This window comes from Actinomadura sp. NBRC 104412, assembly GCF_030269515.1.
Classification (GTDB): domain Bacteria; phylum Actinomycetota; class Actinomycetes; order Streptosporangiales; family Streptosporangiaceae; genus Spirillospora.
The window spans coordinates 15,761-29,267 of the sequence record NZ_BSTM01000053.1; the positions used below are offsets into that span (position 1 = coordinate 15,761).

Genomic DNA, 13,507 nt, shown 5'->3' on the forward strand with positions numbered 1-13,507 from the left:
GGGGCGTACCAACCGGGGACCCGGCAGTTCCGAATCTGAGATCATTGGCGGCATGAGCGATGCTTCGGACCATCCGTTCGACAAACTCGATCCCACCGATTTCGAGGAACTCTGCGTAAAACTGCTTCGTCGGCTTAATTATCAGAATGTCGACTGGCGGAAGGGAACTTCGGGCAAGAGCAGTGGGGCCGACGGAGGATACGACATCGAGGCCTTTCTCCCCCGAACCGATCCCGACGGGCATACCTGGCGGGAGCGCTGGTTCGTCGAATGCAAGCAACGCCGAACAAAGTCGCTCAGATTCGGGGACGTCGAAACTCTGCTGCAACTCCATAGTAAAGCCGATGTCCTATTGATCATGTATGATGGGGAGCTCACAGTCTACAACAGGCAGCTTTTCGACGATTGGAGGGAGATACATCCCAGAACCAGACTGCGGATCTGGGCAGGCCATTATCTGAAATATCTGTACGATAAGCACCTCCGGACCGACGAGTCTGCACTCAAGGCATTTCTGGAGGCTTTGGACAGAACCAGCCACGATGATTCGAATGAGCGTCGGTCGGCCTTCACGGCCCTTGAGCAGATCGGCATCGCGAACCCGAACCTGCGGCAAGGCGTCATCGATGAGATCTGCTCTTATCTCAGGGCACCGGCGAGGCCGGGACCTGAAGAGCCGAGGCTGCGCCTGTACCTGCAGAACATCCTGAGGCGGCACCTTACGGCATGGGACGAGAATGAGGAGCCGACCGATGACGTCTGGACGGGGATGAGTCTCGATTTGAGCGGAGCCGAGCTCACCGACTTCACCTTCCTGGAGGGATCCGTCCACCGCGCGGACTTCACCGGCACGCGTTTCGCGGGTACCACAAATTTTCAGGGAACGCGATTCGAGGATCGCGCCGACTTCTCGAACGCTTCCTTCGCGGGAAGAGCCTCCTTCACCGGCTGCAAGTTCTCAATGGCCGGTGCAGATTTCATCGGTGCCACGTTCGGCGAGCGGTGCACCTTCCATCGAGCGTCCTTCGAGGGCGTGGCCGACTTCTCCGATGCCCGCTTCACGGAAGAGGCCTCCTTCCTCCGGACGCATTTCGCGGACTGCGCGGAGTTCAGGCGCACGGTTTTCCAGGACGGCGTCACCTACGAGTGCGCCGTCTTCGGTGGAGACACTCATTTCACAAATGCGGACTTCGGTTCCATGGGATTTTTTGGCGATGCCTGCTTCAGGAGCGTGGTTTCCTTCCGCAAAGCCGTTCCGGCCGACAACATCGATCTGCACAACGCACTTGCCGAACCGTCGCTCGTCGCCCGGACCTGGCCGGAGGGCTGGACCCCTGCCTTCAGCGCCTGTCTGGCCGTGGTCCGCGCGGAGGAGCGGAAAAATGTGGTCAGCCGGGACGGGTCGGGGCCGTTGTGCCGGGGGTGCCGCCCGCAAGGCGTGTGCCGCCTCCGGCCCGTGGAACAGGGCTGAGCTGGGCCACGAGGCGGCTCGCCATGCGCCGTCAGGGGTCCTCGGCTCACCTGAGATCGTTGAGCTTGACGCCGTCCGCCTTCCAGAGCTTCCAGCCGTTGCTCTGGTGACCGGAGAGCGCGACGGCCGCCGGTGACGGGTCGGTGAAGAGCCTTCCGTCGGCGAGGCGGATACAGCCGCGCTCGGTGACCGTGGCGCGATGAGTCTCCTTCTTGCGGGGCCGGTGCCAGGTGAGTGTGGCACCGGCCTCGAGACGTCCAGCCTTGATCAACGGGAGGAGCTTGTCGTCCTTGCCTTCCCGGCCGGTTGCTCCTGCTCGACGTCCAGGCCCGCCAGGCGGCGCAGGACGCGGTTGGGGTCGTCGAAGCCGACCGCCCGCTTCTCCAGCCAGGCGTAGACCTCATCATCGATGCGAATCGAGCGCATGCCGCCTCCCAACTTCGAACCTCTGAACTTGGAAAGTCCACACGAATCAGAGTTCAGAGTTCGGGAGTGGCGGGCGGCTGCCGTATTCGCGGGTCAGGACGTCCGGGGACAGGCGCGGCCAGCGCGTCACGGTGCCGGTGAGGCGATCGACGACCAGGACGAAGTCGCCCTCGCCGATGTCGAAGGCGGGCCACGCCACGAAGCCGTGCTCGAACGGCTCGATTCCGAGCGGCGTCGCGGGCCGGCGGCAGCGGGCGAGGCGGGCGTCCGCGCGCCGCCACGCCTCGGCCCGGTCGATCGGGACGGGACGTGCGGAGTACGCGGCGAGGACTCCGGCGACCCGCCGCAGCGTGCGGCACTCCAGGGTGCCGCACGCCTGACAGCGCCGTCCGTCCGGGCGGTGGTGCTCCAGGACGGCGGTGAAGACGATGGCAAAGGTCAGCGCCAGATTCCGCGCGTCACGGAGGAAGTCGCGCGTGTGCGCGTCGAGTCCCGGCCGACCGTGGACGAACGCGGCGATGGCCTGCGGATCGGCGCGCATGGCGGCGACGGCGACGCCGTCGACCCGCCGCCGGACCCATTCGTGAAGGGCGGCATGCCCCTGGCTCACGTCATGCCCCCGGCAGCGAACACCGCGGTGACCGTGCGGCCCCGGTCGTTGCCGTGCCAGCCCCACGACTCGGCGGTGAGGGAGATGGTCCGCAGGCCACGGCCGGACTCGTCGGTCATGGCGGCGTCGCGGGCCGAGGGTTCGCAGGGACCGCCCTGGTCGGCGACCGAGACGGCCACGAAGTCCCCGACGAACCGGATCTCCACGGTGAACGACCCGCCGTCCTGACCGGACTTGGTGTGCCTGAGGGCGTTCACCACCAGTTCGTCCACGGCGAGGACGGCGTCGTCGAGGCACGGCCGCCCGGCCAGCAGGCAGGAGACGAACCGGCGGACGGTACGGGCCTGCGCGGCGTCGCCAGCGAACGTCCGTCGCCAGCAGAGCGCGGCGGACGCGGTGTGAGCGGGAAGCGTCGAGAGCATGCGCACTCCATGGCTCAAGCAGGGGGAGCGAACGGGACACCTGCACGTCGGTCCCATGCTCACACGGGAGGGCGCCGCAGAGCAGCGAAGTGCGCTGGTCAGCGGGCTCCGGAGCGCGATTGGTGCTTCCCGACCACCGAACGTTCGCGACCCGCACGTTCGACGCCGGCACCGCTGGGACGGCAGCGGCCCCGGCGGCACACCGTCGCGATGACCCAGCTCGCGCGACTATTTCGATGGTTCGGTGGAACCGCCGGCCGTAGGTTGGAGGCGGACTTCGGCGGGTTCCGGCGCAATGCCGGGTGACGGCGGATGGTGCGGAGTGCTGGAAGAGGGAACGCTGATCGCGGGCCGCTATCGGGTGGTCGAGCTCCTCGGCCAAGGCGGCATGGGGCAGGTCGCCCGATGCGAGGACCTCGAGCTACGGCGCGACGTGGCGATCAAAATGCCGCTGCGGCGTTGGCTGGGTAGTCCCATCTGGGAGGAGGTGCTGACGCGGTTCAAGCGGGAGGGACACGCTGCGGCGCAACTGGCGCACTCCAACGTTGCCAGGGTCTACGACACCGGAGAGCACGACGGGCTGCCCTACCTCGTGCTGGAGTATCTCCACGGGCAGGATCTGCAAAGCCTCCTGGACCAGAACCCCGGCGGCCTTCCGTTCGAGCAGGTCTTGGAACTCGGGGCGCAGGCAGCCGAGGGCTTGGCCGCCGCGCACAAAGCCGGGGTCGTGCACCGCGACATAAAACCCGGCAACCTGATGCTCACCGCCGACGGAACGGTGAAGGTTTGCGATTTCGGGATCGCCCGGCTGCATAACGCCACCAGCGGCCTGACCATCGGTGTCGGTCCCGGCACCGACGCCTATCGGGCCCCTGAGCTGTTCATAGGCGAACCCGCCAACCCTCGCACCGACCTGTACGCGCTGGGAGCGACCATCTTCCAGTTGCTGACCGGACGCCTTGACTTCATCCGCAAAGGCCGGACGGTGCTGGCCCTGAAGGCCGACACCCCGCGCGAGTTGGGGACCTACCTGGAGCTCCTGCTGGCGAAGGAGCCGGATCGGCGTCCGTCGAGCGCGGCCGCCGTAGCCGAGCACCTGCGCGAGCTGCGGCGCTGGTTCGCCAGTCCTGCTCATCCGATCAACAAAGTGCGGGCCCTCCTCGACGAAGCCGTAAAGCACGGCGAGGCCGGGCGTCACGACATCGCCGTCATTCTTCTGCGAAGCCTGGTGTCGGACTATCTCTTCGGTCCTCACATCGACTCCGCACACCCGGATGCTTTGAGGGTCCGTCAGAGCCTCGCCTACTGGGCGGGCAAGGCCGAAGATGCGACCACAGCACGCGACCAATACAGCTTGCTTCTGTCCCTCCAGGCACATGCCCTCGGTCCCGGGCACCCCGACACCCTGACCACTCTTCACAAGGTCGCCCACTGGGCGGATGAGTCCGGAGACCCGGCAGCCATACGCGACGAGTTCGCCACCTTCTACCTGCCCATCTACGAACGCGTTCTCGGTCCCGAGCATCCCGGCACCCTGACCATCCGCAACACCCTCGCCCGCTGGACGGACAAGACCAAGTAAAGCCGCTGATCCCTCGACCGACCGCCATGCCCGGAGGCCGCCGCACAGCGCTGTACGGGCGGCCTGGACAGCAGGGAGGACGGCGACATGGCCTGTGTCCGGCAGCCTGCAACTCTCATTTCCGGAACGTTCGGGAGGCGGACGTTCGGGAGCGGCACGTACGTTCTGCCGTTGCGCCTGTCCTGATCAGGCCATTGATCGCACCTCACCTTCGGCGGTCGCATAGCGTTACGAGCGTCAACGGAAGGTATTCCTTCGTGGTCGTCGTGCCGCGCCGGCGCATCGCGAAGGCACTCGGGAGGTCACCGATGACCAGCCCCTATATCCGACGCCGCCGCCTCGCCGCCGAACTGCGCAAGCTCCGCGAGGCCCGCGGCTTCACCACCGACGAGCTGGCACGGGTCGTCTACCAATCCCGCACCAAGATCTCCAAGCTGGAGAACGCCCAGATCCGCCCGGAGGTCGGCGAGATCATGACGATCCTTGAGGCCCTGGAGGTCACCGGTAAGCAGTACGACAGAACGCTCCGGCTCGCCCGCGACGCATCCACCAAAGGCTGGTGGGACAGGTACGGCAAGGCCATGGGACCTCGCCAACGTCTATATGCCGATCTGGAATCTGGGGCCGAGTCCGTGCGCAGTTACAACCAGACGGCCTTCCCCGCCGTCCTGCAGATCCCCGAGTTCATCGACGCGATGGTCGAGCTGGACGAGCATCAGGGGACGCTCGACTACTCACCGGCCCGTATGGTCGAGGCCCGGACCCGCCGACAGCAGCACCTTCTCAGTCCAGACGGTCCCACCTATGAGGCCGTGCTCGACGAGACCATGATCCGCCGGCTCGCCATACCGGCCACGGTGAAGGCCGCGCAGCTCCGGCACCTGATCAAGGTCGTCACAGCGGAACCGCGCATCGTCATGCGAGTACTCCCGTCGGACGTCCTCATCACCGGCGGCTTCCTCCCCAAGGCGTCCTTCTCCCTCTACGCCTTCGCCGAATCAACTGACCCGGCAACGGCCGTGGTCGACACTGTCACCACCGACCTCGTTCTGACCCAGCGCGACGAAGTGGCCCGGTATACCGGAATGTACGACCGCCTCCGGAAGGTGGCACTGTCCCCTGCCGAGAGTCTCGCCTTTCTCGGCGGGGTAGCCAACCACCTGACCAACGAGACAGAATCAGAGACATGACCAAGAACTACGTAGGCTGGCGCAAGTCGCGGTATAGCGAGCCGAACGGCGATTGCGTGGAGGTTGCCAAGGCCGCAGACGGCAGCATCGGCGTTCGCGACTCCAAGGCTCAGCCGTCGGCCGAGATCCTCGAACTCAGCCCTGCCGAGTGGGCTGGACTCCTCAGCCGTCTACGCAACACCTGAGACTTCGATCTTGGGCTGAGCCGCGCGCCATCGAGTCGGGCTCAGCCCGAGCGTCGTCGCCAGGTCAGAACAGGGCGTCCGGCGGGGCAAACAAGCCGTCAAAGGCGGGTTCCGCAGCACTCGGGTCCTCGGTCGCCAGCAACGCATCCACAGCAGACCCGCTCAGCCTTCCCTCAGCGACACTGCCTTTCTTCCGGCTTCCCTTTCTCTTATGAAGGCCCTGCGCGACTTCTTGCCGATACCGGTAGTGGTTAAGTACGAGCAGCTTGTCGAGCACGAGGTCACGCGCCTGCGGCGAGATTGTGAACCGAACGCCCTGCCCTGTCTCGTAAAATCCATGCTTCAGCTCAATTTCGCGCCAGGATGGCAATGAACCTGAGGTAACTAGCGCCTCGGCTTCCCGAATCGCAGGCTCCAGCTCCTCATCCAGTGCATAACTTTCTCGAACCGCCTCGTCTACTTCGATATGCGCCTGTCGCAGGTTGCTTACTTCTCGACTACTGACATGGACATCATGTACTCGACCATAGATTTCAGTAAGCCCCACTCTGGCTTGCAGCATAATCTGACTACGAATCGATTCGAGCCTGTTGCCCGCATCATCCATCCGCTCAATCAGAGTCGGTTGCGCGAATGTCTCAAAGCCGTCGGATGGCGTGTACCGCGAGTCGGTTCTCATGGTCGAGTTACCTTTGACGGTCCACCAGAAATAGTGCATTGAGCTTGAAAGTAGAGCAAGATATGCGTCGCGATCCGTTGCAATCACAACGGTCTGCTCGCTCATTACAGCGCCCACTGGAACGAAAACTGGAAGTCCAGTTCGACTGACTCTCGCAAACGCCAAGACTCGACCAAGAGGCGCAATAGCCTCATAGAGGTCGACCGTTGGCCTTGTGAACTGCCACCATATTTCCCGGCGGCGCCTATCGTTATTCTTTTCCCGAAACGGTTTGACTTCACGTTCGACTATCTCAAAGCAATCCGGGTAGGTGCGCGCCTTCTCCTCATCCCAGTCGTGGAAGTTGATGACCCAGCGCGGCGCCGACAGATCCCAACGGGAATTCAGGTCCTCCCCACCCATGTACGGGAACAGCACATCTTTGTTACGCGAATCCTTATTGATAAGTTCCTGTGCCTTCTCTGGCTCAAGCAGGAAGCCTTTTCCAAGAACATTCGACCCCTGGAACGCTTGGTCCGCGTTAGCGGCGAGGCGGTACGGGTCGCCGACGACACGGGACTGAGGATCAAGGCTCGATGTGATCCCGACCACCTGACGTCCGTCCAGGATCAGCTTCTCTTCGGGTGCCGGGCGCCCCGTCCAGACCAGAGAGACTTCGAGGGACGCGGTCCCGGGCCAGGGCTGAGATTTCTCGGCGCGATAGATGTCCCAGCCCTTGTCGCGGGCCTGGGCGAGGCCGACTTCGCGTGTGTCGCCCTGGGCAAGGGTGTTGGTGGCGATGATGCCGACCCGGCCGTTATTGGTGATGGAGAGGTCGCGGAGGTAGAAGTACGCGCACAGGTCGGCGCTGCCGCGCTGGCCGCCCCCGATGTGCTGGACGAGGTATTCGCGCATGTCGGTGCCCATCGCGCCGGTGAGGCGCTGCCCTCCGATGAAGGGCGGGTTTCCAACGACGGCGGAGAAACCGCCGCGGCGCATGACCTCGGGGAACTCCAGGGACCAGTGGAACGGCTTGACCGAAGTCTTCCTCGTGCCCTTGAGCCAGCTCTCCAGCTTGTCGTGCAGCAGGGCTTCGACCGGTGATGACGCGGGCTCGCGGGCGAAGTCGTCGGGCTGCTTCCCGCGTCCGCCTCCGAGGGCGGCTTGCACTTCGTCGGCGAGGTCGCGCAGCCGGGCGTCGAGCACGTCCTCGGGGCGTCCGGCGGTGGACAGGGCCGCGGCGGCGACGGCGTCGGCGGCCAGCCGGAGCGATCCGGTGAGCCGCTCGGCCTCGGCGAGCTTGCCTCGCTTCTCCGCAACGCGCTCGATGTCGTCGGCGGGGAACGCCTCGATCTCCTCGCGGAGCTCCTGAGCCCGCGTGAGCATGGGCACCAGGTCGTCGATGATGTTCCCGAAACGCGCGTTGATCTCCCGGCCGCGCTTCGGATCGAGGTGGAAGCTCGTGACCTGCGCCTCGTCGATGAGGCCGACGAGGGAGTCGCCATGGCGGAGGGCGTGGTCGAGGAAGCTGAACGGCTTGTCCTTGGCGAGGGTCTCGATCCACAGGGACAGCTTGGCCAGTTCGACGGCCATGTCGTCGCGGTCGACGCCGTAGATGCAGCTCGCGGCGGTGCGGCGCTTGGCGAAGAGCAGGAGGTCGTCCCGGTCGTGGTCGGGGCCGAGCAGGTCGAGGACGTCTTCGGGCACACCGTCGCGTTTCCAGGCGTCCACGATCCGTTCAGCGATGTACCGGCAGGCCGACACCAGAAACGCGCCCGAGCCCATCGCCGGGTCGCAGACCTTCAGTTCGAGGAGTTCGGCCGCCGGCTTGACCCGCCATTCGTCCTCGGGGGCGCCCTCGGCGGGGCCGGGACGGTGGCACAGCGGCGCGAGGGTGTGCTGGACGATCTCCTGCGCGAGGGATTTCGGCGTGTAGTGGGTGCCGGTGGCGCGGCGGTCTCCGACCTGGGTGAACAGGACCGACTTGGCGGGATACACGGTCGGGTCGCGCCGCAGGTCGGGGCGCAGCAGCCCGAAGAACGGCCTGATGCGTCCGGCGAGTTCCTCGTCATTGTCGCAGGCGGCGTGCAGCGCGGCGGCCTGCTCGGTGTCCGGAACCTTGGCGAGCGCCTTCTCCAACTGCTTCGAGGTGGCGCCGCACTTGATCTTGAGCCAGTCGAGGAACGACGCGGTGCCCTTGGCGTACTCCTCCTCGAGAAGGCGGAGCGGCAGCTCGGGCCGGTCGCGTCCGATCAGCCCGACGTACGGTTCGTCGACCTTCAGGCAGGAGAACTCCAGCAGGCCCTCGTAGACGTGGCCGATCTGCTCGACGTCCAGGCCCTTGTAGGAGAGGCGTTCGGCGGCGGCCTTGCCGCGCTTGTGGCGCAGGATGAGCAGGGCGTCCAGGACCTCGTGGACGACGCGGTCGGTGACGGGGGCGGACGCCAGCCATTCGAATCCCGACGGATCGAACAGCGATCCGCCGTAGGCGGGAATGCGCAGGTCCGGGTGCTCGCTGCCGCCGTGGACGGCGCGGAACAGGGCGAGCAGCCGGTACCAGGCCGCGGAGCGCCGGTCCGCGACCTCCTCGCCTTGCTGGTCGCGTTCCTTCGACAACCTGTCGTACAGCGACGCCACCCCGTACGAGAGCCGGTACAGCTCGTCGGTGGGCAGCAGTTCCTGCTCTTCGGCGTACAGCAGGAACACCAGGCGCATCAGCACGATGAGCGCGGCCCGGTAGATGTCACGTTCGGCCACGTCGGCGAGCAGCGTGCCGCCGGACTCGCGGTCCAGCCGGGCGAGCTCCCCGACCAGCAGCTCGACGGCCTGCCAGACCTGGCGGCCGAGGGTGTCGGTGACCTGCGCCTGCGCCTGCGCGCTGCGGGCAAAGAGGGAGGACAGCCCGTCGGACGGGGTCCCGTCCGGGCGCTCGGCGGGGGCGAGCGAGCGGCGCGCGCCGAGCAGCGTCGCGAACGCCCGGAGCAGTACCGGCTCCTCCATCCAGAGATCGGCGTCGAAGACGGCGCTGGACATCGCTTCGCCGGGCCTTGCGTGCACCAGGATCCAGAACCGGCCGTTGGTGACCAGGGCCAGCGGCACGCCGGTCTCCCGGCACAGCGCGGCGGCCTGCTCGACGGGCGACGGCTGGTCTCCGTGCCCGCGGGTGAGCTGCTCGTCCCACGGGTGCTTGTAGATGAACAGCCGCATGGCGCGGCCGGCCGGGCTCGGCCCGTACGCCACGAAATCGGGCCGGGCGCGGTGGTACAGCTCCTTGATCGTCGAGCCCTGCACGAGCGCGTTGAAGGGGATACCGAGGAGGTTCCGCAAGACCCGGTCGTACCAGCCCGGCAGCAGCAGGTCGGGGTCTTCCTGCACCTGGCCCCATGCCTGCCGGATCTCGTCGCGGGTCTCGGCCGGCACGACGTCCAGCCCCTGCGGGAGGGCCTCAACGAGCACCGGGAGTGCGAGGAAGGGGCCATCGGGACGCAGCAGACCGAGCCATTCGGCGTGCTGCTCGGCGACCGTCTGGGCGGGGCGGCGGGTGCGGGGCGGCATCAGTGCGCCACCCCCGGCCGGTGCGCGACGGCGGCGGGCACCAGGAACGTCACGGCGGCGGGGAACCAGCGGCCCTGAGGGTCCGCGTAGCGGCGGCGCAGCGCCGCCGCCTCCCGTTCCCGCTGCTCGGGAATGGTGCGCAGCCGTTCGGCCAGGGCCTCCCGGTCGCGGCGCAGCTGGGTGCGCTGCTCGTCGGTGTCGAAGAGGCTGCCCTGCTCCCAGCGGCCCACATCGTCGAGCGCGGCCTTGATGGACCGTTCGAGCTCGGTCAGTACCGCCTTGATCGCCTCCACCTCCTCCTCGCCGCGCCGGGCGAGGAGCTTGTCGAGGCTGCGCGCCCGCTGCCCGGCCCGGGTACGCAGCGCCCTGCCCAGCGGGTCCGCCAGGTTCCCCCACAGCCCGGCGAGCCGGGCCCGGACGTCTTCGGGGACGGGCTCCTCGCTCGCGGCGGAGAGCCACTGTTCCACCTCGTCCTCGCGCGCGCGGACGAGCTGCCCGCCCTCGATGCGGCCGCCCGCCACGATGATCTCCTCGTGCAGCCTGGTGCCCTCGGCGCCGGTGACGACGACGCGGCCGTGGGCGACGACGGCGGGCGTGCGCAGCACGTCGCCGGGAACGGTCCGGGCCGTAACCCGGGCCAGCCTGGCGCTCTGGCCGGTCGCACCGGCCCACAGCTCCGCGCGCAGCAGCCGCAGGCACATCTGTACCAGGCGGTGGCCCAGGTGGAGGAGTACCACGTCGGTTCGTCCCGCCGCGGCGTCCTGGTCGAAGGTGACGGGACGCTCCACACCCGTGACCGGATGGTGCAGGCCGGCGTTGCGCGCCTTCGCCCACGCGCCCGGTAGCTCCGGCAACCGGAAGCAGCGCGCCGGGAAGCCGTCAGGGGCGGGGACGTCGATGAGGTCCTTGCGGTGGGCGAGCCGCAGTCCCGTGCGCACCACCCGCTCGACCATCTCCGGGAAGAGGTTCAGCTCGGTGCGGCTGCTCGCGAGAGCGCCGGTGAGCCGTTCCAGGTCCCGGGCCAGGTCGCGCTCGACCTTCAACCTGGCGTTCGTGGACTTGCGGGCGATCTCGACGTCCGCGCTCTGCCAGTCCGCCTGGCGTCCCAGCATCTTCTGCTCCACCCGGGCCGCGATGACCTCGCCGGCGCTGCCGAGATCCTCGCGGATCTGCTCGACCTTGCGCACCGCGGTCTGGAGGAACAGCATTTCGTCCTCCAGCGTGCCGTCGTCGAAATCGGCCCGGTCCCAGCCCCGTGGGACGAAGTGCAGCACCTGCACCTCGGCGGCGCGCTGGCCGTGCCGGTCGACGCGGCCGTTGCGCTGCTCCAGGCGGTTGGGGTTCCAGGGGATCTCCCAGTGCAGCAGCCGGTGGCAGTGGTTCTGCAGGTTGATGCCCTCACTGGCGGCATCGGTGGCGAGCAGGATCCGGACGTCCCCACCGGGCAGATCGGGAGGCTCCTGGAAGACGTTCTTGACGTGCTCGCGCTGCTCGCGGTCCTGCCCTCCGTACAGCAGTGCGATCCGGCCGGCGGGGTAGCCGGCGGCGACCAGCCGCTCGTGCAGCCAGCGCTGGGTGTCGCGGTACTCGGTGAAGACGATGACCCGCTCGGACGTCCACTCGCCGCGCGGGCCGTCCGGGCAGACGATCGGCTCCACCCAGGCGCGCAGCGCGGCAAGCTTGGCGTCGGGACGGTCCTGTGCTTCGCGCGCCCACGCGTGCAGTTCCCGCAGAAGGCCGCGCTCCTCCTCGGTGAGCGGCGGGAACATCCGCCGGACGGCGGTGAGCGCATCGGCCTCGACCATGCCGTACGCGGTGTCGTCCTCGGCGGTCTCCTCCAGGCGTTCGGCCAGTGGACGCAGCACCCTCGGCCCGGCCTGCGCGGCGGCCTGTCCGAAGTCGTCATCTCCGGCGTTCTTGGCGTTCATGGTGACCAGGTGCGTCTCGACGGTCTCCGCGAACGCCTTCGGGGAGGAGAACAGCCGCTTCTTCAACAGCATGGTCACGAAGTCGGCCGCGTTGGCGCCGCCCCTGCCGCTCGCCCCGGCGCGTGCTCGGCGGCTGTCGGCGTACCGGGTGAGCAGCGCGTGGGCGTGCCGTTCGGCCTCGGAGTAGTCGACCTCCAGGTAGCCGAGCCGGCGGGCGGGGAACGCCGGGGTACCGTCCCAGCTCGGCGGCAGGTCGCGCTTGAGGCGGCGCACCATGATGCGCTTGAGCTGCTCTTCGGACGGTTCGACGCCCCGGGCGAACCGCTGGTCATCCAGCAGTTCCAGTAGGGCCGTGAACGACTCCAAGTAGCCGTTGTGCGGGGTCGCCGACAGGAACAGCCGGTGCTCGCAGTGCGGAGCGAGTTGCCGGATCGCCTGCGTGCGCAGCGAGTCCACCGCATACTTGCCGCGTCCCGACGGCGCGCAGGTGTGGACTTCATCGACCACCAGCATGTCGAACGTGCGGGGATGGCGCGGGACGGCGGGCAGCACCTCCCGGAGCAGCCGCAGCGGCCGCTCCTGCTTGAGCCAGTCGATGCTCACGATGAGGCGCGGGTAGTGCGTCCACGGGTTGGCGTACAGGCCGCGCTCCCGGCGCAGCCGGCGCAGCAGGGCGGTGTCGACGATGTGGAAGTCCAGGCCGAACTTGTCGCGCATCTCGTCGTGCCACTGCATGGTGAGGCCTGCCGGGCACACGATGATCATCGTGCGGGCGCGGTGGCGGAGCAGCAGCTCCTGCATCACCAGCCCGGCCTCGATCGTCTTGCCGAGGCCGACATCGTCGGCGATCAGCAGGTTGGTGCGCGGCATCGACAGGGCACGGACCACCGGGTCGAGCTGGTAGTCCTCGATCTGGATGCCGGACCGGAACGGCGCCTGGAGGGCCGTCTTATCGGCCGACGCGATGGCGCCCCAGCGGACGGCGTCGAGGAACGCGTCGAGCTCCGCCGGGTCGTCGAAGCCGCCGGCGGGATGGGGCAGCAACGCCTGATCGTGGACAACCGCGTTGTACTCCAGCTCCCAGACGACGCGGAGCTCCTCGTCGCGCGCATCGTCCTCGATGCTGAACAACGTCACCAGGTGCTGGGGTTCGCCCGTCAGATCGTAGGGGTCGCTGCTGGTCACCGTCCCGCGGGCGACGTCGGCCACCACCCACTGACGGTTGCGGACGGTCACCAGCTGCCCCTGTGCCGGCGCCCCGCTCCCCGTCGCCACCATCGTCTCGCTCCCCATGCCCGCAAGTATCGCCGCGCACAGGACCCCCGTCGTCCCCGCAACGCTACGACGATGACCACAGTGAACCTTTTTCAGCAGGCGTGAGCTTCGCGGGTTTGTAGCACGTGAATGGCCTTGGCCAGGTGCCCGGCGCGGTGCGGGCAGCAGCGCAGCTTGCGGAGGATCCGCCAGCTCTTGAGCTGGG

Annotated in this window: 10 protein-coding genes and 1 pseudogene; 4 read left to right on the plus strand and 7 right to left on the minus strand. The window is 67.5% G+C overall.

The features are described from left to right. Positions 1–52 precede the first annotated feature (52 nt). Complete coding sequence (locus tag QSK21_RS34755; RefSeq protein WP_285701982.1) at positions 53–1,471, plus strand: pentapeptide repeat-containing protein; 1,419 nt, start codon at positions 53–55, stop codon at positions 1,469–1,471. 46 nt (positions 1,472–1,517) lie between these two features. On the opposite strand, the gene QSK21_RS34760 is transcribed toward QSK21_RS34755, so the two are convergent. The 4 genes from QSK21_RS34760 to QSK21_RS34775 are packed head-to-tail and all read right to left on the minus strand — an operon-like array spanning position 1,518 to position 2,929. Then, complete coding sequence (locus QSK21_RS34760) at positions 1,518–1,742, minus strand: DUF4357 domain-containing protein (RefSeq protein WP_285701983.1); 225 nt, start codon at positions 1,740–1,742, stop codon at positions 1,518–1,520. Further along, positions 1,739–1,897, minus strand: coding sequence for a hypothetical protein (locus QSK21_RS34765; RefSeq protein ID WP_285701985.1), 159 nt, complete (start codon positions 1,895–1,897; stop codon positions 1,739–1,741). The genes QSK21_RS34760 and QSK21_RS34765 overlap by 4 nt, the downstream gene beginning before the upstream one ends. Before the next feature lie 46 nt (positions 1,898–1,943). Beyond that, positions 1,944–2,507, minus strand: a complete 564-nt coding sequence (locus QSK21_RS34770; RefSeq protein WP_285701987.1) for an SUKH-4 family immunity protein — start codon at positions 2,505–2,507, stop codon at positions 1,944–1,946. After that, positions 2,504–2,929, minus strand: coding sequence for an ATP-binding protein (locus tag QSK21_RS34775; RefSeq protein WP_285701988.1), 426 nt, complete (start codon positions 2,927–2,929; stop codon positions 2,504–2,506). The genes QSK21_RS34770 and QSK21_RS34775 overlap by 4 nt, the downstream gene beginning before the upstream one ends. A gap of 322 nt (positions 2,930–3,251) precedes the next feature. On the opposite strand from QSK21_RS34775, the gene QSK21_RS34780 reads away from it, so the two are divergent. The 3 genes from QSK21_RS34780 (at position 3,252) to QSK21_RS34790 (ending at position 5,886) form a co-directional block, all read left to right on the plus strand. After that, the gene (locus QSK21_RS34780; RefSeq protein WP_285701989.1) at positions 3,252–4,511 is read left to right on the plus strand and encodes a serine/threonine-protein kinase; all 1,260 of its coding nucleotides are present in this window, start codon (positions 3,252–3,254) and stop codon (positions 4,509–4,511) included. 257 nt (positions 4,512–4,768) lie between these two features. Next, the gene (locus tag QSK21_RS34785; protein ID WP_285701990.1) at positions 4,769–5,701 is read left to right on the plus strand and encodes a helix-turn-helix domain-containing protein; all 933 of its coding nucleotides are present in this window, start codon (positions 4,769–4,771) and stop codon (positions 5,699–5,701) included. Next, positions 5,698–5,886 carry a DUF397 domain-containing protein gene (locus QSK21_RS34790; protein ID WP_285701991.1) on the plus strand — a complete coding sequence of 63 codons (189 nt, stop codon included), beginning with the start codon at positions 5,698–5,700 and terminating at the stop codon, positions 5,884–5,886. Before QSK21_RS34785 ends, QSK21_RS34790 begins: the two co-directional genes overlap by 4 nt. A 64-nt stretch (positions 5,887–5,950) precedes the next feature. Here the strand turns inward: QSK21_RS34790 and QSK21_RS34795 are convergent, their stop codons facing one another. The 3 genes and pseudogenes from QSK21_RS34795 to QSK21_RS34805 all read right to left on the minus strand — a co-directional run. After that, entirely contained in the window at positions 5,951–10,099 is a 4,149-nt protein-coding gene (locus QSK21_RS34795) for an Eco57I restriction-modification methylase domain-containing protein (protein WP_285701992.1), read from the minus strand. Beyond that, positions 10,099–13,320, minus strand: a complete 3,222-nt coding sequence (drmD, locus tag QSK21_RS34800; RefSeq protein WP_285701994.1) for a DISARM system SNF2-like helicase DrmD — start codon at positions 13,318–13,320, stop codon at positions 10,099–10,101. Before drmD ends, QSK21_RS34795 begins: the two co-directional genes overlap by 1 nt. Positions 13,321–13,394: 74 nt before the next feature. Next, positions 13,395–13,507 (minus strand): annotated as a pseudogene (locus tag QSK21_RS34805) (IS5/IS1182 family transposase); the annotation flags it as partial.

Coding starts and splice junctions, on each gene's coding strand:
- QSK21_RS34795 (WP_285701992.1), bottom strand. CDS start 10,099: ATGCCGCCCCGCACCCGCCGCCCCGCCCAGACGGTCGCCGAGCAGCAC.
- QSK21_RS34765 (WP_285701985.1), bottom strand. CDS start 1,897: ATGCGCTCGATTCGCATCGATGATGAGGTCTACGCCTGGCTGGAGAAG.
- QSK21_RS34755 (WP_285701982.1), top strand. CDS start 53: ATGAGCGATGCTTCGGACCATCCGTTCGACAAACTCGATCCCACCGAT.
- drmD (WP_285701994.1), bottom strand. CDS start 13,320: ATGGGGAGCGAGACGATGGTGGCGACGGGGAGCGGGGCGCCGGCACAG.
- QSK21_RS34775 (WP_285701988.1), bottom strand. CDS start 2,929: ATGCTCTCGACGCTTCCCGCTCACACCGCGTCCGCCGCGCTCTGCTGG.
- QSK21_RS34790 (WP_285701991.1), top strand. CDS start 5,698: ATGACCAAGAACTACGTAGGCTGGCGCAAGTCGCGGTATAGCGAGCCG.